Source organism: Gloeocapsopsis sp. IPPAS B-1203 (assembly GCF_002749975.1).
Taxonomy (GTDB): Bacteria; Cyanobacteriota; Cyanobacteriia; order Cyanobacteriales; family Chroococcidiopsidaceae; genus Gloeocapsopsis.
On the sequence record NZ_PEIG01000013.1, the window covers coordinates 88600 to 112135 of the forward strand.

General features: G+C 46.1%; 21 protein-coding genes and 1 pseudogene. 17 read left to right on the forward strand and 5 right to left on the reverse strand.

Going from position 1 to position 23536, the window contains the following annotated elements; all coding sequences use genetic code 11:
- Positions 1–10: 10 nt before the first annotated feature.
- Positions 11–979, forward strand: coding sequence for a sodium:calcium antiporter (locus CSQ79_RS20555; protein ID WP_099703001.1), 969 nt, complete (start codon positions 11–13; stop codon positions 977–979).
- An 8-nt stretch (positions 980–987) separates the two neighbouring features.
- On the opposite strand, the gene CSQ79_RS20560 is transcribed toward CSQ79_RS20555, so the two are convergent.
- Together CSQ79_RS20560 and CSQ79_RS28235 are read right to left on the reverse strand one after the other, a co-directional pair.
- Positions 988–1719, reverse strand: a complete 732-nt coding sequence (locus CSQ79_RS20560; protein WP_099703002.1) for a ZIP family metal transporter — start codon at positions 1717–1719, stop codon at positions 988–990.
- A gap of 72 nt (positions 1720–1791) precedes the next feature.
- The gene (locus CSQ79_RS28235; protein ID WP_289501382.1) at positions 1792–1944 is read right to left on the reverse strand and encodes a hypothetical protein; all 153 of its coding nucleotides are present in this window, start codon (positions 1942–1944) and stop codon (positions 1792–1794) included.
- 518 nt (positions 1945–2462) lie between these two features.
- On the opposite strand from CSQ79_RS28235, the gene CSQ79_RS20570 reads away from it, so the two are divergent.
- The 8 genes from CSQ79_RS20570 (at position 2463) to CSQ79_RS20605 (ending at position 10749) form a co-directional block, all read left to right on the forward strand.
- Complete coding sequence (locus CSQ79_RS20570; RefSeq protein WP_099703004.1) at positions 2463–3773, forward strand: hemolysin family protein; 1311 nt, start codon at positions 2463–2465, stop codon at positions 3771–3773.
- Positions 3774–3828: 55 nt separating this feature from the next.
- Positions 3829–5169, forward strand: a complete 1341-nt coding sequence (locus CSQ79_RS20575; protein ID WP_099703005.1) for a mechanosensitive ion channel family protein — start codon at positions 3829–3831, stop codon at positions 5167–5169.
- Positions 5170–5573: 404 nt separating this feature from the next.
- On the forward strand, positions 5574–6962 hold the full coding sequence (locus CSQ79_RS20580) for an MFS transporter (RefSeq protein ID WP_099703006.1): 1389 nt from the start codon (positions 5574–5576) through the stop codon (positions 6960–6962).
- A gap of 230 nt (positions 6963–7192) precedes the next feature.
- Entirely contained in the window at positions 7193–7633 is a 441-nt protein-coding gene (locus CSQ79_RS20585) for a hypothetical protein (protein ID WP_099703007.1), read from the forward strand.
- A gap of 63 nt (positions 7634–7696) precedes the next feature.
- A complete protein-coding gene (locus tag CSQ79_RS20590; RefSeq protein WP_099703008.1) occupies positions 7697–8275 on the forward strand; it encodes a TetR/AcrR family transcriptional regulator in 579 nt (192 codons plus the stop codon).
- A 192-nt stretch (positions 8276–8467) separates the two neighbouring features.
- Complete coding sequence (locus tag CSQ79_RS20595) at positions 8468–9166, forward strand: SMI1/KNR4 family protein (protein WP_099703009.1); 699 nt, start codon at positions 8468–8470, stop codon at positions 9164–9166.
- A 74-nt stretch (positions 9167–9240) separates the two neighbouring features.
- Entirely contained in the window at positions 9241–9861 is a 621-nt protein-coding gene (locus CSQ79_RS20600) for an FMN-dependent NADH-azoreductase (RefSeq protein WP_099703010.1), read from the forward strand.
- Between the two features lie 6 nt (positions 9862–9867).
- Positions 9868–10749, forward strand: coding sequence for an RNA polymerase sigma-70 factor (locus CSQ79_RS20605; RefSeq protein ID WP_099703011.1), 882 nt, complete (start codon positions 9868–9870; stop codon positions 10747–10749).
- Positions 10750–10782: 33 nt separating this feature from the next.
- Here CSQ79_RS20605 and CSQ79_RS20610 read toward each other — a convergent pair whose 3' ends face one another.
- A complete protein-coding gene (locus CSQ79_RS20610) occupies positions 10783–13947 on the reverse strand; it encodes an efflux RND transporter permease subunit (protein ID WP_099703012.1) in 3165 nt (1054 codons plus the stop codon).
- A 6-nt stretch (positions 13948–13953) separates the two neighbouring features.
- Entirely contained in the window at positions 13954–14637 is a 684-nt protein-coding gene (locus CSQ79_RS20615; protein WP_099703013.1) for a permuted SH3 domain-containing protein, read from the reverse strand.
- 127 nt (positions 14638–14764) lie between these two features.
- Here CSQ79_RS20615 and rppA point away from each other — a divergent pair, with 127 nt between their 5' ends.
- Together rppA and rppB are read left to right on the forward strand one after the other, a co-directional pair.
- Positions 14765–15457, forward strand: coding sequence for a two-component system response regulator RppA (rppA, locus tag CSQ79_RS20620; protein ID WP_099703014.1), 693 nt, complete (start codon positions 14765–14767; stop codon positions 15455–15457).
- Positions 15454–16842 carry a two-component system sensor histidine kinase RppB gene (gene rppB, locus CSQ79_RS20625; RefSeq protein ID WP_099703015.1) on the forward strand — a complete coding sequence of 463 codons (1389 nt, stop codon included), beginning with the start codon at positions 15454–15456 and terminating at the stop codon, positions 16840–16842. The genes rppA and rppB overlap by 4 nt, the downstream gene beginning before the upstream one ends.
- A gap of 28 nt (positions 16843–16870) precedes the next feature.
- On the opposite strand, the gene CSQ79_RS20630 is transcribed toward rppB, so the two are convergent.
- Positions 16871–17272, reverse strand: a complete 402-nt coding sequence (locus tag CSQ79_RS20630; protein WP_099703016.1) for an ArsR/SmtB family transcription factor — start codon at positions 17270–17272, stop codon at positions 16871–16873.
- Between the two features lie 189 nt (positions 17273–17461).
- Between CSQ79_RS20630 and CSQ79_RS29015 the strand changes: the two are divergent.
- The 6 genes and pseudogenes from CSQ79_RS29015 to CSQ79_RS20655 all read left to right on the forward strand — a co-directional run.
- Positions 17462–17635, forward strand: a pseudogene (locus CSQ79_RS29015) (cation transporter); the annotation flags it as partial.
- A 42-nt stretch (positions 17636–17677) separates the two neighbouring features.
- Positions 17678–19801: a heavy metal translocating P-type ATPase gene (locus CSQ79_RS20635; protein WP_502693948.1), complete on the forward strand. Its 2124-nt coding sequence runs from the start codon at positions 17678–17680 to the stop codon at positions 19799–19801.
- A gap of 46 nt (positions 19802–19847) precedes the next feature.
- The gene (locus tag CSQ79_RS20640) at positions 19848–20786 is read left to right on the forward strand and encodes a vitamin K epoxide reductase family protein (protein ID WP_099703018.1); all 939 of its coding nucleotides are present in this window, start codon (positions 19848–19850) and stop codon (positions 20784–20786) included.
- Positions 20787–20841: 55 nt separating this feature from the next.
- Positions 20842–21957, forward strand: a complete 1116-nt coding sequence (locus tag CSQ79_RS20645; protein ID WP_099703019.1) for a tetratricopeptide repeat protein — start codon at positions 20842–20844, stop codon at positions 21955–21957.
- A gap of 6 nt (positions 21958–21963) precedes the next feature.
- Positions 21964–22638, forward strand: coding sequence for a cation diffusion facilitator family transporter (locus CSQ79_RS20650; RefSeq protein ID WP_099703020.1), 675 nt, complete (start codon positions 21964–21966; stop codon positions 22636–22638).
- Positions 22638–23468, forward strand: a complete 831-nt coding sequence (locus CSQ79_RS20655; RefSeq protein ID WP_099703021.1) for a CPBP family intramembrane glutamic endopeptidase — start codon at positions 22638–22640, stop codon at positions 23466–23468. Before CSQ79_RS20650 ends, CSQ79_RS20655 begins: the two co-directional genes overlap by 1 nt.
- Positions 23469–23536 lie beyond the last annotated feature (68 nt).

Consider the following 23536-nt stretch of genomic DNA (forward strand, 5'->3'; position numbering starts at 1 on the left):
AGACGCGATTGTGATTGTTCTATGGATTTTGGTCATCCTGGCAAGTGTGGCAGCGATCGTCTGGGGGGCAGAGACCTTTGCCGAGCATTTAGGCATGGCGGCTGTTCGGCTGCGTGTGAGCATGTTTGCATTAAGTTTGCTACTGGCAGGGGCAGAACCCGAAGAATTGGCGACAGCGGTAGCGGCGGCTGTGAAAGATGTGCCGGGAATTGCCTTTGGAGATGTAATTGGGGCTAATATTGCAATTTGTTTGGTAGCACTGGGAGTTGGGGCAGTCATTGCACCCTTGCCTTTCGGAAAGCATGTCAGACGCTACGCTCTATTCAGTGTGCCGATTGGAGCGATCGCAACTGCATTTGTGTGGAATGGACAGGTTGATCGCTTAGAAGGCGCATTACTGGTCGGACTATACATCCTTTACGTGGCGATAATCTGGATTGTAGAACGTCATCCCCCGACGCTAGGCGAAACTGAGGAACTTGAGGAAGCACAGGCAAAACTGGCGAACGCTGAAGGGGGTAACATTCAGTCTCGTATCAGCAAAGAACTACTCCTGGTTATAGCTGGGGTGATCGCAATGGCAATTGGAGCAATCCTGCTAGTTGAGGCGGTTCGTCAGATTAGTAATGTTGAGGAAACACAAACAAAGCTGGGACTGACGCTAGTTGGGTTTGCTACCGCGTTTGAATTGGTTGTCCTGACTTGGTCATCATCGAGGCGGGGCATTTCTGAAGTGGTGGTTGCGGGAGTCGTTGGCTCTTTTGCCTATAACGTCACCATGACGCTGGGTACGGCTGCGATTGCTCGTCCGCTGCAAGTGCTAGATGCGACAAATTTACACCTTTCCCTCCTTCTCATGCTGGCATCACTACTATTCGTTATCTTGCTGGCAATCCCAAAAGGTTTTTTGGATCGAATTGCAGGCAGTATTTTGTTGGCAGTTTATCTAGTGATTGTGGTCGTAATCCTGATGCAGTAAAGGCAGAATTATTCTAGAAACACTGACAACAATCCGAATAGCGCAAAACCACCTAAAAAGAGCAGCGTTGCAAATCGGGCTTCACCGTCTTGATGGGCTTCTGGGATAATTTCCTCCACAACCAGGGTCGTGAGTATTCCGGCCGTAAAGGTCAACAGTGCCATCTTAACTAGCTCAGATTGTCCACGTATCAACCAATAGCCGATGGTTGCTCCTAAGAAGATTGGAATCGCAAAAGCGGCCGCAATTTGGAACCGTCTGCGACGAGGGACACCTTGTCGCTTAAAGGCAATAATGGTAGCAAGTCCTTCCGGCACATCTGCTGGAACCTGACCTAATGCGAGAAGTAACCCTAACTCAGTGGCTATAGTTGAACCTGTCCCAATCATCACCCCATCGGTAAATAGATCCACCACCACTCCTAGAAAAATCATCGAGGCTCCAACATCTATATCACCGCTGCCAAACCGAGTTTTAACTAGTTGCGTAACCTGATCCACCACAATGAAGAAAAGACCACCTGCCACAAAGGAGAGGACGGTCATCAAGGGTGCATCCACTCGGAGAGATGCTGGAATCAGTTCGAGGGAGATAACCGCTACCACAACTCCTGTTGCAGCATGAAGTGCCAAACTAAGAGCGCGATCAGACGCAATAATAAATTCTGCTAGTATCCCACCCGCAAAGTTGCCGAGTGCAGGTAATGCAGCAAATGCCAGCACTGTCAAGAACTCATTCATCCCCCACCTTGCGTTATAACTGAAAGAATTAGCCCAACCTTAGGAAGACGAGTAGGATTTAGAAACTCCCTTTTAATAGTGAAGATAAGAAGCGATCGCTTTGGTATATGCACGACCAGCATTGCCCTCTGCCAACGGAATGCTACAAAACGCAATTGCCTTAGTCCACAAATTGCTAACACAGTAAAGCCAAGCTTTTGCACATAATCTATTCTGCTTTTTCATCCTTCACCTCTTTCAAATGCTTTGAAAGCTTTTGATAAAGGCTAATAACTATGATGATCAACCAGACTGTAATAAACATTACGTCCTTCCCTAGGATATTTCACCAAGTGTTGGATCGCAATGCTCCGTTTTTTGATACCTATTATCTACAATATGCGAACCAGTAAATTTAGGGCAGTTACTAAGACGACAGTGGCAAAAATCAGCAGCAGAATCTGTCGAATCTGCCAAATGATGTAGAGAGAAGCGATAAAAATGACTAAGCCGAGCCATTTTCCTAAACCCCACCGCACAATCTTCCTTTGGGCTGATGCTTGTTTGCTGATTATTTACAGAATGCCCGCACATCACTGAACTACTGCCGCAAATTCATCCTCCTTAGGACACGATTTAGTTCATTACAAAAAGCAAAAAACAAAGAATATAGGACAAAAAACAAAAATCCTAACTTGTGATAGAGGCACAATTTACCACAACGGCTTCTAATGCGGGGTGTTGACTAACCCAGGCGATCGCTCATGACAGGTATAGTCTTGGAAATTCTGCTCATTCTGCTGCTCATTATTGGCAATGGTGTGTTTGCCATGTCAGAAATCGCCATTGTCTCTGCCCGAAAAGCTCGCTTGCAACAGCAGGTTAGTCAAGGAAAATCGGGAGCACGTGCCGCCTTAAAGCTAGCCAACTCACCCAGCCGCTTTCTCGCAACGGTACAAATTGGCATCACGCTGGTGGGTATTCTGGCAGGAGCGTTTGGTGGAGCTACAATCGCCGAAAAATTGGCAGAAGCTTTACGTTTAGTTCCTGTGCTTGTTCCCTACAGCGATGCGCTGGCATTTGGCATTGTAGTGATCGGTATCACGTATTTGTCGCTAGTGATTGGCGAATTGGTACCCAAAGAGGTAGCTTTGAACAATCCAGAAGGCATCGCCTCCAAAGTGGCTCAACCGATGCAATTGTTATCTAAAGTGACTGCACCGATTGTACGTGTATTAAGCGTTTCCACCCAAGCCGTTGTAAAATTATTAGGAGTTCGCGCCTCTGAGGAGCCGCCAGTTACCGAGGATGAAATCCGGCTGCTCATCCGTCAGGGCACCGAGATCGGCACCTTTAAGCCAGCAGAGCAAGATATTGTAGAGCGAGTATTTCGCCTAGATGATTTGCCCGTCAGCGCTATTATGACACCGCGCAGCCGGATTGTCTGGCTAGATTTGAAAGAGTCGTTCGAGCAAAATCATCAAAAGATTGCCAGCAGTATTCACTCTCGTTTTCCCGTATGTCAAGGTAGCTTAGATGAAGTTTTGGGTATTGTACTGATTAAGGATTTGTACGTTCATCGTACCGCAGAACCCTCAACTAATTTAACGAACTTCTTACAGCGACCGTTATTTATCCCTGAAAGTTTGTGGGCGCTGAAGGTGCTGGAGATGTTTAAGCAAACAGAAATGCACATGGCGCTAGTGGTAGATGAATATGATGTAGTGCAAGGATTAGTTACACTGAACGATATTTTGGAGGCGATTGTAGGGGATATTCCATCCGCTGGAGAACAGAATGAACCCCAGGCAATTAGGCGTGACGATGGTTCATGGCTATTAGATGGTATGTTGTCGATTGATGAGTTCCAACAAGTGTTGAGTCTTGATGATTTACCTGGAATTAGAAGAGGACATTACCAGACCCTAGGTGGTTTTATAATTGCTCATCTGGGTCGTATTCCTACCTCTGCCGACCATTTTGAATGGCAAGGACTACGCTTTGAAGTAGTGGATATGGATGGCAATCGCGTGGATAAAGTGTTAGTCACTCCTACGCATTTTTCTCCTTACTAAGTCATCGCTTGTTTAACAAGGAGCGTAATTGATTCATACCAGTATCAGAAGCCTCGTGAACGCCTCTACAAAACGATTATTGCTGCGATCAGTTGCCACCGTGCTGGTGATTCTGCTATTTCTTCCTAGTGCTGTTGCTCAGGCAGAACAAGTAACAGTGCGTCTGGACGGACAAGCAGTATTCCGAGTAGGGGAAGTTGGAAAATTGGATGCGGCAGTACGCGTCCGGCAGATTGAGCGTCGCATGAATCGCTTGTTGGAAAATCCTGAGGCAATTGCACCACCTCGGATTGAACCTACGAACGCAAATAATACTGATCGTGTAATTACGATCGCCGGTGTGCCAGTAGTGACGGTGACAGAAACCGATGCTCAAGATAACCTAACAACGGTGAGTGTGCTGGCGACGCAGTGGTCACAAGCGATTGACACAGCCTTAAAACGCGCCAGCGAACGCCGCCTTTCTCCAGGAGGACGCTTTATCGCAGAAGTCCAAGCATCGATCGAAACAGCTTTTGGACGACTGATTGAATCTGCCATTGTGATTATTCCACGCGCCCTCGCTGCTCTGTTGGTGATTGGATTGTTTTGGGCGATCGCTACCTTCGTTCGTTGGTTGATGCGGATCATCTTTCGTCGCATTGTGGAAGACCTCACCATTGAGAATTTGATTAAGCAGGTCGCTTACTATGCGGTTTGGATCTTAGGCTTCATCGTGGCACTCGATGCCTTTGGGTTTGACCCGCAAGCAGTTGCCACAGGTTTAGGGTTGACCAGTTTGGCACTGGGGTTTGCACTTAAAGACATTCTCTCTAATTTCATTAGCGGTCTTTTGATTCTGGTATTGCGTCCGTTTGAGTTAGGCGATCAAATTATCGTGGGGGAAACAGAAGGTAATGTCGAACGGATTGATCTAAGAGCAACGCAACTTCGCACCTATGATGGTCGGGTGGTACTGGTGCCCAATGCTGAAGTATTTACCTCGCGCATTATCAATAACACGGCGGCTCCGATTCGTCGAGGCAGTGTGGCGCTTTTTATTGGCTATGATAGCGATCTTCAAAAAGCGATCGGCGTGATTCAAAAAGCTGCTCAAGCAACTAATGGCGTGCTGGAAGAACCCGCCCCCTCTGTTCGAGTTCAGGAGCTAGGACAAGATGACATTATCATTGAAGCTCGGTTCTGGACAGACTCTCGCCGATCAGACTTTGTAGCAACCAGTTCTCAAGTTAGACAAGCGATCGTGGCGGCACTCAAAGAAGCCGAGATTGGGCTACCCGACCCTGACGTGCGGATTTTAGTTCCACGTCATTCAGAGCGTTGGCGTTCGGCGTTGGCGTGGAAACCATCTTCCATCAAACCTAACCGAATGGACAGGAATAAACCCTCCCCTTAAGAGCTAAAACACAGAAATTTCATGAGCATGGGACTGGCTTCTAACAGGCAATGCACTTGATGGAGGAGGTCTGTTTAATATAGCAATTTAATATAGCGATGGCTCGATCGTGCAGTTGACCGCTTTGGGCGGCTTTGGAAATGCTGCGTTGACTTACTCCAACAGCAATACAAACCCAAGTTTTTCTTTGATAGCAAAATAGGGAGCGATCGCCTCACATCTCGTTAATTTCTCAAAGCTCTAAACCTCTGATTTGCATTGTAATTGAGCAATGTTGGATTTGCCAAACGAAAACCATTAAGAACCATAATGCTTCATAAAGTCTTACTAAAATTTTTGCTAGTTTAGTAAATACAGCATATCCCCCCTGGGGGCATACTTCTAAAATTTTACAAACCAGAATTATGCAGACCTTCCAACTGCTCCGGAGTCTCCGAAACCCAATTTTTGCTCGTCTATATACAGCACAAGTGACCAATTTACTAGGGGATGCGCTCACCTGGTTAGGGTTAGCATTGCTGGCATTTGAGGAGGCTGGCAATAATTCAGCCGTTGTGCTGTCAGGAGCCTTGACTTTACGAGTTACTGCCTTTGTTCTGTTGTCGCCATTTGCTGGGGTGCTTGCCGATCGCCTTGATCGCAAAACTATCCTTGTGACAACTCACTTAGCACGGATGGGAATCGTCAGCTTACTGCCATTTGTGAATGCAGTTTGGCAGATTTATGCAATCGTCTTTGCTTTAAATGTCTTTTACGCATTCTTCACGCCAACCTATCAAGCGACGATTCCGCTAGTGACAGGGCAAGAGGACTACCCCCAGGCGATCGCCCTTTCTAGTGCTACCTTTCAACTCCTGGGCGTTCTGGGTCCAGGGATTGCAGGCGCGATCGCAGCCTTTGTTGGAGCAAGGCAAGTCTTTTTTCTAGATGCCTTCACATTTCTAATCGCTGCGATTTTAATTATCACATTGCCTGGTCAACTGCGAGTTGAACAAGCAGCCGCTCAAAACCGCTCATCAGGTCGAACATGGCAAGACATTCAGGCAGGAACAACTCGCCTATTTGCCGATCGATATTTGCGATATGCGTTAGCAATGCAACTAGTGACTTCTGTGACAGGAGCCATGATTCTAGTCAATACTGTGGGCTATGTACAGGGTGTGCTCAAGCTAGGTAGTGTACAGTACGGTTGGGTAATGGGTGCATTTGGTATTGGAGCAACTCTTGCTGCTGCTACTGTTGGATCGTTAGGACAGCATTGGACGCGCACAACCATTATTTTGCTAGGAGCCAGCTTAATTACGACCGCGCTCCTCCCTGCCAGTTACGTTAAACTCCCATTTCTTTTAGTGCTGTGGTTAGTAGCAGGGGCAGGACAAACGTTAGTGAATGTGTCTGCTCAGACATTGATTGCTGACCGCACCCCAACCGAATTTCAAGGGCGAGTCTATGGTGCCCAGTTTGCCTGGAGCCATTTATGGTGGTTATTTTCCTATCCTCTAGCAGGCTGGTTGGGTAGTTATCGAGAAGATACGTCTTTTCTCTACGGTAGTTTGTTTGGTTTAGTTCTTCTCGTGATGATTCAACTGATTCTTTCGCCGAAAGAACAGAAGTATGTCCATAAAAGCTATTGGCATGAGCACGAACATACTCACGATGAACATCACCGACATGAGCATCATCCCAGCATTTTAGTAACAGAACCTCATAGGCATCCCCATCAACACGGCTCACTTCGTCATGCCCATGCCTACTCTGGATTACACCATCATTATGATTGTGAACATGATTAGCAAAAAATCTTGTTTATAGAGACAGGGATTTGAGGGCTGGCTCCAAGAGTAACTCTCAATAATGAAAATTCCTTAGAGAAGTTTCATTTGGCTGTTTAGCAGATTGGGGTTTTGGCAAAGACAGCGATTTAGATGTAGCTTATAAATGAGTAAGCACTTGCTTACATAAGCAAGCTATTGTAGGATCGTCTTGTTTATCTTTAAAATGTCATTCTGTATAGAAGTACAAAATGAATAAATGTTTTGATGATTCAATAACTCTAAGCAGAGCAATTCAGGAATTGCGTGCATTAGAGCAAGAGGGCAACATGGCAGACAAATTGCCAGCAGAAGTCCTACACATATTTGACCAGCATGATGCTGTACATATCTTGTTTAATTGCGGTACTTCTCTGGAAGATGAAATTGCTGCACATGTCTGGATGCTCTTTGCCACAACAGCGGACATTGGCGAGATGCATCGCACAGTCGCTACCCAACAGCACCGCAGTGTCTTGTCTAGCATTGGGCACCTCAAATTGCTAAGCACATGGTTTTTCTGCCTTCCACGTGTCATTGGTATCATCTTCAAGAGCTTACGTATGAAAAAGAAGCTAGCTGTTGAGAATCTCTCCAAACTTAAGGAACAATCCATTCTTGAAATTCGCCGAGAACACGGCATCCTTTTGTGAAAAGGAGAATGCAAACATTGTGCAAAAACTTACTTGAACAATCTAAAACTCGCTGTAAACTCAATGCCCCGCACTAAAACCATCACAGATGAAGAAATTCTTGCTGTGGCGCGATCGCTCTTCATCAAAGAAGGAGCGAAAGCTTCGACACGGACGCTTGCTAAAGTGGTAGGGATCTCTGAAGCTGTTATTTTCCAGCGATTTGGTACGAAAGAGGAGCTGTTCTTTGCCGCGATGGTGCTGCCAGAAGCGCAACTTGAGGTAATGTTCAACGTTCAACCTGGTAAGAAACAAGTAACGACAAACCTCAAATTAATTAGCTTGCAGATTGTTTCCTATTTCCGTGAGGTGATGCCAGTCTTTTTATCTCTCATCAGTCATCCATCCTTTAATATGCAAACTTTTTTGCAACATCATACGATGCCTGCGATGCAAATCGGAAATGAGTTAACAGCATATTTGACTGCTGAGTTAAATTTAGGGCGAATATATACAGATAATGCTGCGGTAACAGCAACAGTTTTACTTTCGCACTTACACAATTTAGTTTTGTCTGAAACCATTGGTGCTCATCAACCCATTGATACCGATCGTGCTATTTCTGATGCGATCGCGGTGTTGTGGAACGGACTAGCTCCGTGAAGTCCTAACGATGACTTTACGGTTTTTGAGAGTAAAAGTAAATGATTAGTCTTAAGCTACACACAGAAATCATCTCTAGCTAGCGAAAGGAATATTTAGGATTGCTTAATCTGACAAACCAAGTCCTGTCACAAAGCAAGCGTCTCTCTCGTCTTGATTATGTAAGCCTGTTTCTAGCTATGAGCGATCGCCATGATTGAAATGATTGACACATTCGTCCGCTTTGACACAGTGTTAAGTCAAACAGCTCCTAAAATTGCCAGTCGTTTACAGCCTGGATTAACAGCCGTTGAAATTGAGAAGCAAATCGCTGCATTCTCATGGGTACTGCCCCAAGATATTCACGATTTATATCAATGGCACAATGGGCTTTCTGGCACTTCAGAAAAATTGAATTTAGCTGAAAAATTTCTGCGACTCAAAGGGAAATGGCACGGTGAATTAGCAGGGCGAGAGAACGAAGTCCATCTGCTATTTGAAGGGCGGCTCATCGTCGCAAAGTTTTTGCCCTTGGAATATGCCCTGGCGGGGCATCGTCATCTCAAGCTTGGTAGGTGTTTGATTAATTTACTGCCGATCGCCATTCTAAATGACAGCAGCACTACTATCTATTGCATGATTCGATTAGATACAGAGTCGCCGACCCTGTACTGTGCGAATGGAACGAACTTGCCTCCGATAAGAGTAACGGAAGCTTTTTTGTCTACTCAACTTCAATTTACTGGATTAAGTCACTTAGTTGCTTTGTTAACCGACTGTTTTGAACAGGGTGTTCAACCTCCCTCAATTAGCCAGAAAGGTCAGGGGATAAGGGCAGTCGACTGTGAAATTGATTCGGTACTGTTTGCCCAACTTCTTCAACAATTTAGAAGCAAGAACATCACGCAATAGCATTAGAGGATGATGTCACAACACAAGGTAGTGTTTCGTCCTTTAAAAGTAGATATCTAAAATGAAACCCTCTGATGAACCTACTCGAAGTTCAATCCAGCGCTCGGCTAGAAAAATCTGTTTCTCGTACCCTCAGTGATAACTTTATTCATGCATGGCAAGTAACGCATCTGCAAGCACCTCATCAACGGCGGGATATTGGTAGCCATCCTCCTGCTCACCCTATAGAACTATGGACAACGGCAAATTACACTCAACCAGAAGATCGCTCGCCTGCCATGACTGAATCGCTGAAAGAGTCTGAGCAACTGATTGAGGAATTGCTGTGGGCAGATCGGTTGCTGCTAGGTGTGCCGATGTATAACTTCAGCATACCTTCTACTTTCAAGACATATTTAGATAATATTGTGCGAGTCAATCGCACCTTTACTTTCAATCCCATCAATCATACCTTTGCAGGCTTAGCGACAGGCAAGAAAGCCTTGATAATTACGCCAAGTGCAGGCAATTTTTCGCCTGGTACGCCATTGGGACATCTGAATTTTTGTGAAACCTATGTGTGCTCTATTCTAAGGTTTATCGGTATTGAGGATACTACAGTTGTCGCTGTACCTCATCAGTTTATGCCTAACGAGCGACAGCAACACATCGAAAACGCACATACACAACTGATGAATTTAGCAGCAAACTGGTAGCGCCTTATGAGTCAATTAAAGATTTTCAATCAATACAGGTCGCTTCTGTTTGCAATCGCCTATAGGATATTAGGCAGCGTCAGTGATGCTGAAGACATTGTGCAAGAAGCTTGGATACGCTGGCAGAATACCGAAACCATAGTGAAATCCCCCAAGGCATTTCTATCAAAAATTGTGACTCGATTGTGTATTGATCACCATCGTTCTGCCCGTGTGAAGCGAGAACAGTATGTAGGAGCTTGGCTACCTGAACCTTTAGTAACGGAGTTGTGTACAAAGGATAGTGCGGAATTAGCAGAATCTCTTTCCTTTGCGTTTTTAATGCTGCTTGAATGTTTATCTCCTACGGAAAGAGCAGTATTTCTCTTACGCGAAGTGTTCGATTACAGTTACGATGATATTGCCAAAACTGTTGGTAGAAGTGTTTCAAATTGCCGTCAAATTGTACATCGCGCTAATCACCACCTTGTGCTACGCAGACCAGCGATCAGTCTAGATTCTCATGCGAATAATATCCTGTTAAAACGGTTTCTTGACTATTGGAATCAAGGGGATTTGCAGTCGCTCATTGCGTTGATGGCAGAAGACATAACTTTCTGGTCAGATGGAGGGGGCAAGACAATTGCAGCCCAGAAACCGCTACATGGTTGTATAAAGGTAGCTCGATTTTTATTAGCAATTCGACGCAGCCAATTGACCCCTACAATGGTTCCTCAAATTGTCACAATTAATGGACAGCCTGGAATCATCAATCTCGTCAATGAAAAGCTCCATAGCGTTTTTAGCTTTGATATTACAAATGAGCAGATCCAGTCAATTTTTGCAGTGGTCAACCCAGAAAAGCTAAAAGGTATTAAGCAGGGGTGCGATCGCATCTCATATTGGTAAACGAATCGCGCCCCTAATCAGCTTTTAGAAACTTTATAACACCGAACTGGTAGATGGTTGTGGCTCCGCATTCACCGGAAAACTTGTTTCAACTGCGACTGATTTTTGTTTGGGCATCAAGCGTTTGCCAAACTTCACGTAGACAGCAGGAATAACCAACAAAGTCAGCGCTGTAGAGGTAAACAAACCGCCTAGCACCACAATTGCTAAGGGTTGCAGAATTTCGTTTCCGGCTCCACTGGCGATCGCTAACGGCAGCATCCCCAGTGCGGAAGTGAGCGCCGTCATTAGAATAGCGTTTACTCGCTCCAGAGAGCCGTTGACAATGACATCTTGGATGTGCATCCCTTGAGCAAACTTGTTGTTATAGTTGTCTACTAACAACAAACCGTTGCGGACGGCAACGCCGAATAAGGTGATGAATCCGATCAAAGACGCGATTGAAATTACACCGCCAGTCAAGGCGATGGAAACAATGCCACCCACTAGCGCCAACGGTAGATTGATCATAATGGCGATCGTGGCAGGGAGTGACTTCACCGAAAAGAACATCAGCACCGCAATGGCGATCGTAGCTAGGATACTAAATACTAGCAAGTTATTGCTGGCACGTTGTTCCGATTTAAACTGTCCGCCGTACTGGATAAAATAGCCATTGGGCAACTGCACTTTTTGCCGAATTTGAGCTTGAATATCGCTCACCACGCTGCCCAGATCGCGTTCCGCCACGTTTGCTGAAACAACAATCAACCGCGACACATTTTCCCGATTCACCACATTGGCTCCCATACCGTAATCTACAGTGGCGACGGTACTCAACGAAATGGTTTGCCCAGTGGGAGTGAAGAGGGGAATGGCGCGAATGGCATCTAAATTGTTGCGAGCACTCTCTGCCAGTGCAACAGAAATATCGATCAGTTGCTGGTTCTCTGCCACTTGTGACACCACGCGTCCGTTGAGAGCAGTTTCCACCACGCCTGATAATTGCTCCATACTCAAGCCATAAGTAGCCGCTGCTGCGCGATTGTATTGGATTTGCACCTGACGGATTGGCAGTTGGGGTTCAAGCTGTAAGTCTACAACTCCACCAATGGGCTGGATGATATCCCGTACCTGTTCGCCGATCCGTCGCAGTTCGGTCAAGTCTGGACCAAAGATTTTCACGGCGATCGCGCTTCTTACCCCAGACAGCACTTCATCCATGCGGTGGGAAATAAACCCGCCAATGTTAGGTGCAACACCAGGCAATTTGAGGAACGCTTCACGCAGTTGTTTCACGCTGGCTTCTCGGTCTTGCATCGCCAGGTCGCTGAGTTCCACATCGACGTGTGCCATATTGACACCCGCACCATCTGCGTCACCAGGAGTGCGTCCTGCTCGCACCTGCACCCACTCATACAGGGGATTATCCTTAAGTGAATTGGAAAGCGCGATGCCTGCCCGATTAGTCATATCCAGCGAAACGCCGGGGAACAACACCATCGAGTTGACCATCGATTTTTCTTGGAATTCTGGCAGAAACACCCGTCCCAAAGAGGGAACGATCGCAAAAGCAGCAACTAAGGCAGCCAGCGCCAAACCTAGAATGATTTGGGGCGATCGCAGCGATAGGTTCAGCAGGGGACGATACAGCCGTTCTGCCCATCGTGAAATGAATGTGCCTTGCTGAGGCAGGGTTTGATTCGCCAGCAGAATGGCACAAAGGGCAGGAGAGAGGGTCATGGCGACCAGTGTAGAAGCCGCAATCGAGAGCAAATAAGCTAATCCCATCGGCGCAAAAATCCGTCCTTCTACGCCAGTCAAACTGAAGATTGGCGCAAACACGACAACGATAATCACTGTAGAAAAAATCACCGCCAGCCGCACTTCCACAGACGTATCATACACAACCTGGAACGGGTGCTTAGGGTTGCCCTGTGCCTGATTGGTTCGGAGTCCGCGATAGCAGTTTTCCATATCGACGATTGAATCATCTACTACCGATCCAATAGCAACCACTAACCCACCCAGCGTCATGGTATTGATGCCTAAACCAAAGGCTTTCATAAGCATCAACCCGATTAACAAGGACAGCGGAATTGCGCTCAGGGTAATTACCGCTGTGCGCCAATTCATCAAAAATAGCAACATAATCACCGAAACGATAATGATGCCTTCAATCAGAGAACCACTGACATTGCCAATAGCAGAATCAATAAAATTAGATTGGCGAAACGTTTGCGCTATTTGCACATCAGGGGGAAAATTCGGCTGCAACGATTGCATCACTGCTTCCACGGCTTTGGTGACAGTAGGTGTATCGACATCGGGCTGTTTATTAATCATCAGTACCACCGCAGGCTGCCCATTAAAGCTGGCATCTCCTCGCTTCAGGGCTGCTCCGGTTTTGACTACCGCCACATCTTTAAGAAAAACTGGCTTGCTATCCTGAACTTTCACGACAGATTCTTGCAGATCGGCGCTCGATTTCACCTGCCCAATGCCGCGCACCAATAGTTCTTGACCACCGCCAATTAGAAAACCGCCTGGGGCATTAGAATTTGCACCTCTAGCTGCATTGGTGACTTCGGTGAGGGAAACATTGCGTGATCGCAGCTTTTCTGGATCAACTAGTACCTGTTCTTGACGCTCATCTCCACCGTAGATTGTGACATCGGTGACTCCTGGCACGGACAAAATTTGATTGCTGAGCGTACTATCAACTAAACGACGCAGATCCATCAGCGACGTTTTTCCCTGTCCATTGACAGTGAAGGCATATTGCAAAATCGTACCCAATGGCGATGCTAGGGGTGAAATCTCTGGCGAATGCACACCTTCAGGAAGCTGATTTGTCACCTGTTGCAGCCGTTCTGTCACGGCTTGCCGCGCTTGGTAAATATCGGCATCCTGGTCAAACACCACCTGCACCATCGACAGCCCCACCTTGGAGGATGACCGCACAGTTGTCACACCTGGCAAGCCATTCACCGCACTTTCAATCGGTACAGTAATTTGCGACTCTACTTCCTCGGGAGCGAGTCCAGTCGCTTCGGTGTGAATATCGACTTGGGGTGGGGCGAATTCGGGAAACACATCTAGCGGCATTTGGGTGGCACTGAAGACTCCCCAGACCGTCACTAAAATGGCACAGACGACGATGAACCACCGCTGAGCTATCGAGTTTTTGAGCGTCTGATTTAGAATCGAGTTAAACATCTTAAATTAGAAGCCCCCTTTCTTGTTAGAAAAGATGTTCTTCTTTTTGCGACTGCCACTCATAACGGCGATCGCCCCTACCAACAGCGCTGCTCCTCCACCGGCTGCGGCTACAATCCCTATAGGGAATCCGCTCGGTTGCGGAGTCGTTTCACTAGACTGTGAGACGAGATTACCAGCATCATCGTGGCTATGAGGGATTCCTTGAGCATCTGCCTGAGCATGGGCTGTACTAGTTTGGGGAGAGGCGATTGCGGTTGGACTAGCGGCTGCATTGGCAGTTTGAGTTTTGCGCGATTCTGCATAGAGCGACAAACTTCCTTGCGTGACAAGTTTTTCCCCAACTGACAATCCTTGAGTTACCTCGATCAGGTCGCCCTGAGTTGCGCCAGTTGTGATGGGAACAGGCTCATAAAAATTCTCATACTGCACGAAGACGAGTTGCTTACCGTTAGCATCGACCAATGCTGTGATAGGCACCATAACAGCGGCGCTACCATCTGCGGCTGGCTCAATTGGCGTAACCATAATACCCGACATCTGATCGGTTTCAGCATTGACTTGTACGCGCTGAACACCGCCCTCTGCCTGAAATTCATCGCCATGCCCAACGTGAGCAAACCCAGCGCTGGGTACGCTGATAGCCAAACCAACAGCAATAATGGAACTAATAAATAGAGCGGATTTCATAATACTTCCTCACAAAGACGCGGGGCTAAACCAAAATCTTCCATAGTCTGCCAAAGAGCAGATGAAAATCAGGTGAAATGGCAGCGGTTTCTGTAAAATCAAGTTTGTGGTTAATTTCATTGGGGCTATGCGAGTTTTGCTAGTAGAAGACGAAGCGGATTTGGGAATAGCCATTAAGCAAGTCTTAGTGAGCGAAAAATACGTAGTAGATTGGGTGCCAGACGGCTCTCAGGCATGGCATTGTCTTGAAAGCCAGTGGACAGATTACACGGTGGCGATCGTCGATTGGCTACTACCAGAGCTATCAGGGCTAGAGTTATGCCAGCGGCTCAGAATGCACCAAAACCCCTTACCAGTGCTGATGCTCACCGCCCTGGGACAACCTGAAAACCGGATTGCCGGACTCGATGCTGGAGCCGATGATTACTTGGTCAAGCCATTTGTGATGGAAGAACTGCTGGCACGGTTACGGGCACTTCAGCGGCGATCACCTCAACTTCAACCTCAAAACCTCAGTATCGGTGCATTCACGCTAGATTATGCTAATAATGCCCTGTGCAGCGAACTAGCTCAGCCTCCTCAAGCGATTCCTTTAACCGTCAAGGAATTTCAAATCCTCGCCTATCTGATGCAAAATTCTAATCGCATCATTTCAGGTAGCAAAATTCGGCATCAACTCTGGGATCTAGAAGAGGAACCGATCAGCAATGTGGTTGCAGCACAAATGCGGTTATTGCGACGCAAGTTAGCCAGCTATGGTTGCAACTGCCCGATCGAAACTATTCCAGGTCAGGGCTATCGATTCAACACAGCCTTGTGAACAGCCACCAGCTTTTTCGTCGCAGTCGTACCCGTCTAGCACTCTGGTATGCGCTCGTCATGGGGATAATTTTAAGCCTGTCTTGGTTCGGGATGTACCGAGCGCTCGTTCAAGCAAACTGGGCAGCGCTAGAACGAGAAATTGAGTCGATCGCTGGAACGCTGCATGACAGTCTGGAACCTAGGCTATCTGCTTCAGAAGATCCGGCAGTTGTTTTACAGCGAATTTTTCCTGAACTATGTTTAGTAGGTCAATTTTGTAATATCAGTTCCACCTTAATTCAGCGCCATACAATCGGCATTAGCGATCGGAGTACCTACTACATTCGCTTGTTCGATCACCACGGCAAACTACTTGCTTTTTCACCTAATCAACCGCCGCCGCTTCCTCAGACTTTCAACCCTGCTCCGTGGCAAACATTTCGCACTACTGATAGGACTCGCTATCTCCAATTCACGACAATTTTGCACAGTGCTAATGCGAAACATCAGGCGGCTCAAACAACTAATTATCCATCCTGGGGCTATCTGCAAATCGGACGTACTTTAGCACCCTTTGATGCTGAAACCAGGCGAATGCAATGGACATTTATTATTGGATTCCCTATTGCGCTGGGTTTGGTGGTTATTTCAAGTTGGCGGCTCTCAGGCTTGGCAATGCAGCCTATTTACCAGTCCTATCAGCAACAACAACAGTTTACCGCCAATGCTGCCCATGAGTTGCGATCGCCTCTTGCTAGCTTACTGGCAACTATAGAAGCCATTTTGCGAGTTCCCCAATCAAATCAACAAAATATCCAAATTATGCTGCATACTGTTGAACGGCAAGGACGACGCTTGAGTCATTTGATCGCAGATTTACTCTTTTTGACTAGTCTTGAACAAGATTCGTCATTAAAGCCCTTTCAACCCTGTTGTTTGAATGACCTCATCAATGATTTGACTGAAGAGTTTTTAGAGCTTGCAACGGCATCAGATATTCACCTAACCAGCCGAATTCCTGATTTTGAGGTATACATCCTGGGTAACGAATCGCAACTTTACCGCTTAGTATCAAATTTAATTGCCAATGCCATTCAGTACACACCTAGTGGAGGACAGGTGAGCGCGAGTCTCACAGTGCGCGATCGCACTGCCATAATTGCGGTAAAAGACACAGGGATTGGGATTCCGCTAGCTGAACAAACGCAAATTTTTGATCGCTTTTATCGTGTTGATGGAGACCGCTCTCGCAAAACTGGAGGAACAGGATTGGGGTTGGCGATTGCACTGGCAATTGCCCAAAAACATCAAGCCCATCTCAGTGTTGAAAGTCTAGTAGGACAAGGGAGCATTTTTACTTTAGAAATGGTAATTACAAACCATAGAACATTTAGGCACGATTGAAGCAAGATTTGAAGAATTCTCTTGTTTGTCAAGAATTTTGCTCTTGTAGATGCTCTGAAACCTCCTGATAAAGGCTGATGATATGCTGGTCGGCCAGACTGTAATAGACATTACGTCCTTCCCTGCGATATTTCACCAGGTGTTGTGATCGCAAAATTCGTAATTGGTGTGATACCGCAGACTCACTTACCTTCACAGCAGCCGCTAAATCACAGACACATAGTTCTCGATTCGCTAACGCAGACATCAACCGCAAACGATTTGGATCGGCCAATGCATTAAAAAACTCTGCCATCTGTTGCGCCTTGTCAACAGGCATAATTTCTGGTTGAACCTGACGCACTTGCTCAAGATGAACGAGATGAGCGTCGCAACTGGGCATATCTTCATTATTCTGAGAAGACTCCGATTTTGGTGACAATTTGCTCATAGGGGTTAAACTTAGCAGCTAAAAGCAGGGTGCAGGCTCAGTGTAGGTAAATGATTCTCATTCTAACACCTGAAATATATGAAGATATATTCAGATATTTCAGAATTCGTGTTAAAGTTCAGAAAAGTTCCTCTGTAACTGCGTAATGAAATCCCTATGAATCAAATTCCGTCGCTTAAAACTCAGCAGATGCAGATCGGCGGCATGGACTGTGCAAGCTGTGCGGTAAAAATTGAAATAGCCTTGGAACGCTTAGCAGGTGTAGTTGAAGTATCTGTGAGCGCTGCAACTGAACGTTTGACAGTCTCCTACAACCCGCAAAAGGTGACTGAGGCAGACATCAGAAATCGAGTGGTGAGGTTGGGATATACCGTAGCAGTTGAGCAGCCCGCATTAAGCCGAACGATGGATATCATCGTGGGGGGCATGGATTGTCCCTCCTGTGTCGATAAAATTTCGACATCCCTCGAAAAATTGTCAGGTGTTACAGAAGCATCTGTCAATTTTGTTACTGGCAAGTTACGGGTCTCCTATAATCCGCAGCAGGTGAATGAAACAACCCTTCGCGATCGCATCACTGCTTTGGGTTATACCGTTATCACTCCCACACCGAAGCCTCACTCTGAGACACACGACCATGAGCACAATCGCGGGCATAGTCATGGCACGGGTGAGTTTAATCTCAAGGCAGAAATTGTTCCTGTGCTTTTAGTTGTGGCGCTTTTAGCTGGAGGAGTGATTTTTGAGGAGTCTTTGCACAACACACCTTATAGTTTGGGAGAATATGCGGTATTCATCCCTGCTTACCTAGTAAGTGGTTGGACTGTATTGAAGACAGCTGGACGTAATATTGTACGCGGGCAAGTGTTTGACGAAAACTTTTTAATGACCATTGCGACTTTGGGTGCGATCGCCATTCACCAACTCCCCGAAGCCGTCGCCGTCATGCTGTTCTTTCGGGTTGGAGAACTATTTCAAGAATACTCTGTCGGGCGATCGCGCCGCTCTATCAAATCACTGTTAGAAGTTCGCCCTGACACTGCCAATCTCAAAGTTAATGGTACAGTCAAAGTTGTTTCTCCAGAAACAGTCAGGGTGGGAGATATAATTCTGATTAAGCCAGGAGAAAAAATTCCTCTGGATGGTGAAGTTCTAGAGGGTAATTCGCAGCTTGACACCTCAGCTTTAACAGGAGAAGCAGTTCCCCGTACGGTAAAAACCGGAGAAACAGTTTTAGCAGGGATGATTAACCGGACGGGGGTACTGACTGTTCGAGTCACGAAACTGTTTGGTGAATCGTCGATCGCCAAGATTCTCGATTTGGTCGAAAATGCGACCAGTAAGAAAGCAGCAACGGAGAAATTTATCACTCGTTTTGCCCGCTACTACACACCAATTGTAGTTGTTTTGTCGCTGGCAGTTGCCCTCTTGCCACCTCTATTCATTCCTGGTGCAACTCACGAAGAATGGGTTTATCGTGCCCTAATTCTGCTCGTCATCTCCTGTCCTTGTGGGCTAGTGATTAGTATTCCATTAGGCTATTTTGGTGGTGTTGGCGGAGCTGCTAAACGAGGTATTTTAGTCAAAGGCTCGACGTTTTTAGATGCGCTCACAGATGTTAAAACGGTTGTTTTTGATAAGACCGGAACCTTAACCAAAGGCGTGTTCAAAGTTACTCAAATTGTCACTAAAAATGGCTTTTCCGAAGCAGAATTACTAACGTTAGCAGCTAAAGCTGAATTTCACTCCAATCATCCGGTTGCACAATCGATTCGAGAGGCTTACGGTCAACCCATCGATGATGCAGATGTGACAAATTACGAAGAAATTGCGGGTCATGGCATCCGAGCTAACGTGAGCAATCAAACGGTGCTGGCAGGAAATGACCGTCTCCTGCATCGAGAAAATATTGATCGCGATACTTGCAATGTAGAAGGAACTGTCGTTCATCTTGCGATTGATGGGCGCTATGCAGGCTACATCTTAATTGCAGATGAAATCAAAGAGGATGCGGTTCAAGCCATTCAAGACCTCAAGCGGGTTGGAGTTGCGCAAACAGTTATGCTCACAGGCGACAACAAAGCCGTTGCTCAAGGCATAGCCACGCGTTTGGGACTAGATTCTTACAAGGCTGAATTGCTACCGGAAGGCAAAGTAGAAGAGATCGAAGAGCTACTCAGTCGTTCGGGCAGAGGCAAAGTAGCATTTGTAGGTGACGGTATTAATGATGCTCCTGTCATTGCTAGAGCTGATATTGGCATAGCGATGGGTGGACTCGGTTCCGATGCTGCCATTGAAACAGCGGATGTCGTGATTATGACTGATGCACCCTCCAAGGTTGCTCAAGCTATTCAGGTGGCTAGAAAAACCCGCAAAATCGTACTACAGAACATTATCTTAGCAATGGCAGTTAAAGGTTTATTTATCGTACTAGGAATGTTTGGCGTAGCAACACTTTGGGAAGCGGTATTTGCGGATGTCGGTGTCGCACTTTTAGCAATTCTCAACGCAACTAGAGTTATTCGTTAAGTCACTTAAATTCATCAAGCTTTCTTCTTTCGACACAAAAAATACTATGCCTCGTAAACAGTCAATTCCCTGGATGCATCGCTGGTCGCGTCCCTTAATTGCAGGTATCGCTACGCTTGGGGCTGTAGTCACAGCATATTTAACTTACACAAAACTCACTGGTGATGCAGCGGCTTGTCCGACAAAAGGCTGTGACATTGTACTTTCGAGTCCCTACGCGACCGTGTTTGGTCAACCGCTAGCTTTATTTGGTTTTCTTGCCTACACCAGTATGATTGTCTTAGCGATCGCGCCGCTACTCGTTAGTTCGTCACGAAATCAGATCCGCGCTCAAATCGAGGCTTGGACAGGGCTAATGCTATTTCTCGGCGGCACTGCCATGCTGGTGTTCAGTATCTATCTGATGTATCTGTTGACGTTTGAGATCCAAGCGCCGTGTATCTATTGCATTGCCTCAGCAATTCTTTCGTTGAGCTTATTTGTTTTAGCTTTGCTGGGACGTGATTGGCAGGACATTGGACTACCACTGTTTGCTGGAGGTTTAGTCGCAATACTTGTAGTTGTAGGTACTTTGGGAGTTTATGCAAACATTAATAACCCAGCGATCGCTGAATCTAATCCTACACAACCTTTACCAGGAGGTTACACAATTACGACAACTTCGGGAGAGGCAGAAATTGCTTTAGCAAAGCATTTAGCAAAAGTCAAAGCAATCATGTACGGTGCATTTTGGTGTCCTCACTGCCACGACCAAAAGCAGCTATTTGGACAAGAAGCCGTTCAATATATTTCCTATATTGAGTGCGACCCTAGTGGCATCAATCCGCAACCACAGCGGTGTCAAGCTGCTAACGTTCAAGGATTTCCCACATGGTCGATTAATGGTCAGACCGTGACTGGCGTGCAAACCTTAGAGGAATTAGCTAAATTATCGGGCTACCAAGGATCGCGCAACTTCAAAAATGTAGAGTCACTGCGCTCATGAAACTGATTGCTAGCAGATCCGCTCTCATCCACAAATGCAAGCAAGATGAGTTCTTATGAAACGAACAATTATCGATAAAATACAATCAATCATTGTGCTAGCGATCGCCAGTAGTTTGATTGTAGCTAACCCGCAAGTTGTTCAAGCACACACAGCAAATCAATTGCGCAATAAAGTTGAAGTTAATCAGGAACTCAACGAGCTTTTGCAACAAGGGCGAAAGCTTGTTCAAGAAAGAAATCTCACCAAAGCGTTATCGCTTTATCAACACGCAGTTGAATTAGATCCAAAAAATCCGCAAATCTTTTCTGCGATTGGTTATATCCAAGCTGTTCAAAGTAACTTTCGAGAAGCATCGAATGCGTTACAGCAGGCAATTAAATTGGATCGGGATAACGCCAATTTTCACTACGCCCTAGCATATTCGCTAGCAAAATTGGGAGATAATCCCGCAGCCGCATCTGCCTACCGTCGCAGTATTGCTCTTGCAGCAAATAACGTCAACGCTTATTTAGGGTTAGGTATCGTACTGCTACGTCAACACGATGACAACGCAGCATTACAGGTGCTTCAGCGCGTGACAGAATTAGCACCCACAAACACGATCGCGTATCATCTAATGGGAACGCTTCTACTTCAGCAAAAGCGGTATTCAGAAGCAATTGCCAGCCTCCAGCAAGCAGCGCAGATCGCGCCACAAGACAGTACAATTCAGTTAGATTTGGGAATTGCCTGGTTGAATCAGCAACGGATGACAGAGGCAATCACCGCGTTCGAGCGGGCTGCACAGCTCGATCAGAATAACAGTAAAATCCGGTTACAAATCGGCAAAATTCTCCAGTTGAAAGGTAATCTTGACGAGGCGCTGCGAGCGTATCAACAAGCCGTTGACATTCAACCCAACTTGATGGAAGCACGCAAGGCGATCGCAGATATTCTGTTAGAACAGCAGAATTACTTGATGGCGCTAGTAGCACATCGCCAGGTGATTGCGTTAGTACCGGAAGATGCTAATTCATACTATCATTTGGGAGTTGCTTTGCAAGCACGGGGACGTCTTCAAGAAGCGATCGCTGCCTTTACTCAAGCACGCAATCTTTATCAAAGTCAAGGCAAGAAGGAAGCTGCGCAGAATGTTGAAACAATCTTGCGCCAATTCCAAGTGCAATAGAAGCTTATGACACAAGCCAAAAATTACTACTATCAACAAATCAATTCGGCGGCATCTCAACATGGGCGAAGAATGCAACCAATTCATCTTTTGTGGATTGTTCTGGGGTTGCGGAGTATCTTTTTTCTAGTGGAGTTAGCAACTGGACTTTTGGTTCATAGTTTGTCTCTAATTGCTATTTCAGGACATATGCTAGTTGATGTGCTGTCAATTGTCATCGCTTTGGGTGCAGCTCGACTAACGCAGTATTCATCTCAAAATAATATAGCGATCGCTCCTCAGCAAATCGAAGCTTGGGCAGCACTCCTTAATAGCATAATCCTAATTGAAGTTGCGGCTTTACTCCTCTGGGGCATCATGAGACAAACACAACCACCAGAACTCAGCGCTGGTTTACCTATGTTGGTCATGGCAGCATTAGGATTTGTGGTCAGCGGGATAAATGCCAGCTTGCTTTATCAAGAAAGTCACCATAATCTAAATGTGCGTGGAGTGTTTTTACACGCGATCGCCGATGCAGCTAGTTCAGTAAGCTTAATTTTAGCCGCATTGGCATTGCTTTACTTCAAGTGGCTATGGGCAGATGTCGTTGCCAGTTTACTCGTTGCTGCACTCATTTTCTTGAACGCCCTCTCACTACTGAGAGATAGTCTCCAAATCCTCAAGCCAGAAATGCTTTGATGGCTAAACTTTACCAGACTTTTTCTACGCTTGCCCGCTATCCAGTGGGGGTAAGATTAGGAGTTTTTGTCGTTATTCTACTCCTATTGTGGCTACCTATCGCAGTTCCGATCTATTGGGTCTGGGGTACAAGTAACTTGACAAGCATAGTCACAATGCTTGCGTTGTATGGCGAGTTTATTTTTCTACTGCAACTTTGGGGGCAAAAAGTTCATCGACAAGTTCATCCGCTTGCAAGTCACGGGGTAAGCGGCACCCGCCGCAATGCGTTGGAGTTGTTAAAAGGAGTAGGCATTGGAGTCACAAGTCTTTTGTGCTTATTTATCTTGGAGGGTTTATTGAGTTGGTTAACCTGGCAATCCTCAACGCAATTCCTACCCAAAATCATACTTGAAGGGTTAGGAGTAGCATTAGGCGTAGGATTTGCCGAGGAGTTATTATTTCGGGGCTGGCTAGTTGATGAGTTGCAATGGGATTATGGTTTCAAAGTTGCTTTATGGATTAGTAGCAGTATTTATGCAACGTTGCATTTTATTAAGCCTTGGGGAGAAGTTTTACGAACATTGCCCAGTTTTCCAGGATTGTTACTTTTGGGCTTAACTTTAGGTTGGGCAAGACAAGTTAGCCAAGGTCATTTGGGTTCAGCAATTGGATTGCACGCTGGTTTAGTCTGGGGTTACTACATTATCAATGTGGCAGAATTAGTGCGCTATTCCCAGCAAGTACCACCTTGGGTAACAGGCATTGATCGTAATCCTTTAGCAGGTGCAATGGGATTATTGTTTCTAAGCGTGATTGCCTTGAGTTTGCGAATTACTTCAAGTAATTAGTTCTACTTCAATCAGAGTAGTCAAGGTTGAAGACTACAAATAATTAATATTCTGATAATCATTAAGTA

Excerpts from the sequence above, each read along its gene's own strand:
- CSQ79_RS20560 (WP_099703002.1), bottom strand. The coding sequence starts at position 1,719 with ATGAATGAGTTCTTGACAGTGCTGGCATTTGCTGCATTACCTGCACTC.
- CSQ79_RS28235 (WP_289501382.1), bottom strand. The coding sequence starts at position 1,944 with ATGAAAAAGCAGAATAGATTATGTGCAAAAGCTTGGCTTTACTGTGTT.
- CSQ79_RS20570 (WP_099703004.1), top strand. The coding sequence starts at position 2,463 with ATGACAGGTATAGTCTTGGAAATTCTGCTCATTCTGCTGCTCATTATT.
- CSQ79_RS20580 (WP_099703006.1), top strand. The coding sequence starts at position 5,574 with ATGCAGACCTTCCAACTGCTCCGGAGTCTCCGAAACCCAATTTTTGCT.
- CSQ79_RS20585 (WP_099703007.1), top strand. The coding sequence starts at position 7,193 with ATGAATAAATGTTTTGATGATTCAATAACTCTAAGCAGAGCAATTCAG.
- CSQ79_RS20590 (WP_099703008.1), top strand. The coding sequence starts at position 7,697 with ATGCCCCGCACTAAAACCATCACAGATGAAGAAATTCTTGCTGTGGCG.
- CSQ79_RS20595 (WP_099703009.1), top strand. The coding sequence starts at position 8,468 with ATGATTGAAATGATTGACACATTCGTCCGCTTTGACACAGTGTTAAGT.
- CSQ79_RS20600 (WP_099703010.1), top strand. The coding sequence starts at position 9,241 with ATGAACCTACTCGAAGTTCAATCCAGCGCTCGGCTAGAAAAATCTGTT.
- CSQ79_RS20605 (WP_099703011.1), top strand. The coding sequence starts at position 9,868 with ATGAGTCAATTAAAGATTTTCAATCAATACAGGTCGCTTCTGTTTGCA.
- CSQ79_RS20610 (WP_099703012.1), bottom strand. The coding sequence starts at position 13,947 with ATGTTTAACTCGATTCTAAATCAGACGCTCAAAAACTCGATAGCTCAG.
- CSQ79_RS20615 (WP_099703013.1), bottom strand. The coding sequence starts at position 14,637 with ATGAAATCCGCTCTATTTATTAGTTCCATTATTGCTGTTGGTTTGGCT.
- rppA (WP_099703014.1), top strand. The coding sequence starts at position 14,765 with ATGCGAGTTTTGCTAGTAGAAGACGAAGCGGATTTGGGAATAGCCATT.
- CSQ79_RS20630 (WP_099703016.1), bottom strand. The coding sequence starts at position 17,272 with ATGAGCAAATTGTCACCAAAATCGGAGTCTTCTCAGAATAATGAAGAT.
- CSQ79_RS20635 (WP_502693948.1), top strand. The coding sequence starts at position 17,678 with ATGGATATCATCGTGGGGGGCATGGATTGTCCCTCCTGTGTCGATAAA.
- CSQ79_RS20640 (WP_099703018.1), top strand. The coding sequence starts at position 19,848 with ATGCCTCGTAAACAGTCAATTCCCTGGATGCATCGCTGGTCGCGTCCC.
- CSQ79_RS20645 (WP_099703019.1), top strand. The coding sequence starts at position 20,842 with ATGAAACGAACAATTATCGATAAAATACAATCAATCATTGTGCTAGCG.
- CSQ79_RS20650 (WP_099703020.1), top strand. The coding sequence starts at position 21,964 with ATGACACAAGCCAAAAATTACTACTATCAACAAATCAATTCGGCGGCA.
- CSQ79_RS20655 (WP_099703021.1), top strand. The coding sequence starts at position 22,638 with ATGGCTAAACTTTACCAGACTTTTTCTACGCTTGCCCGCTATCCAGTG.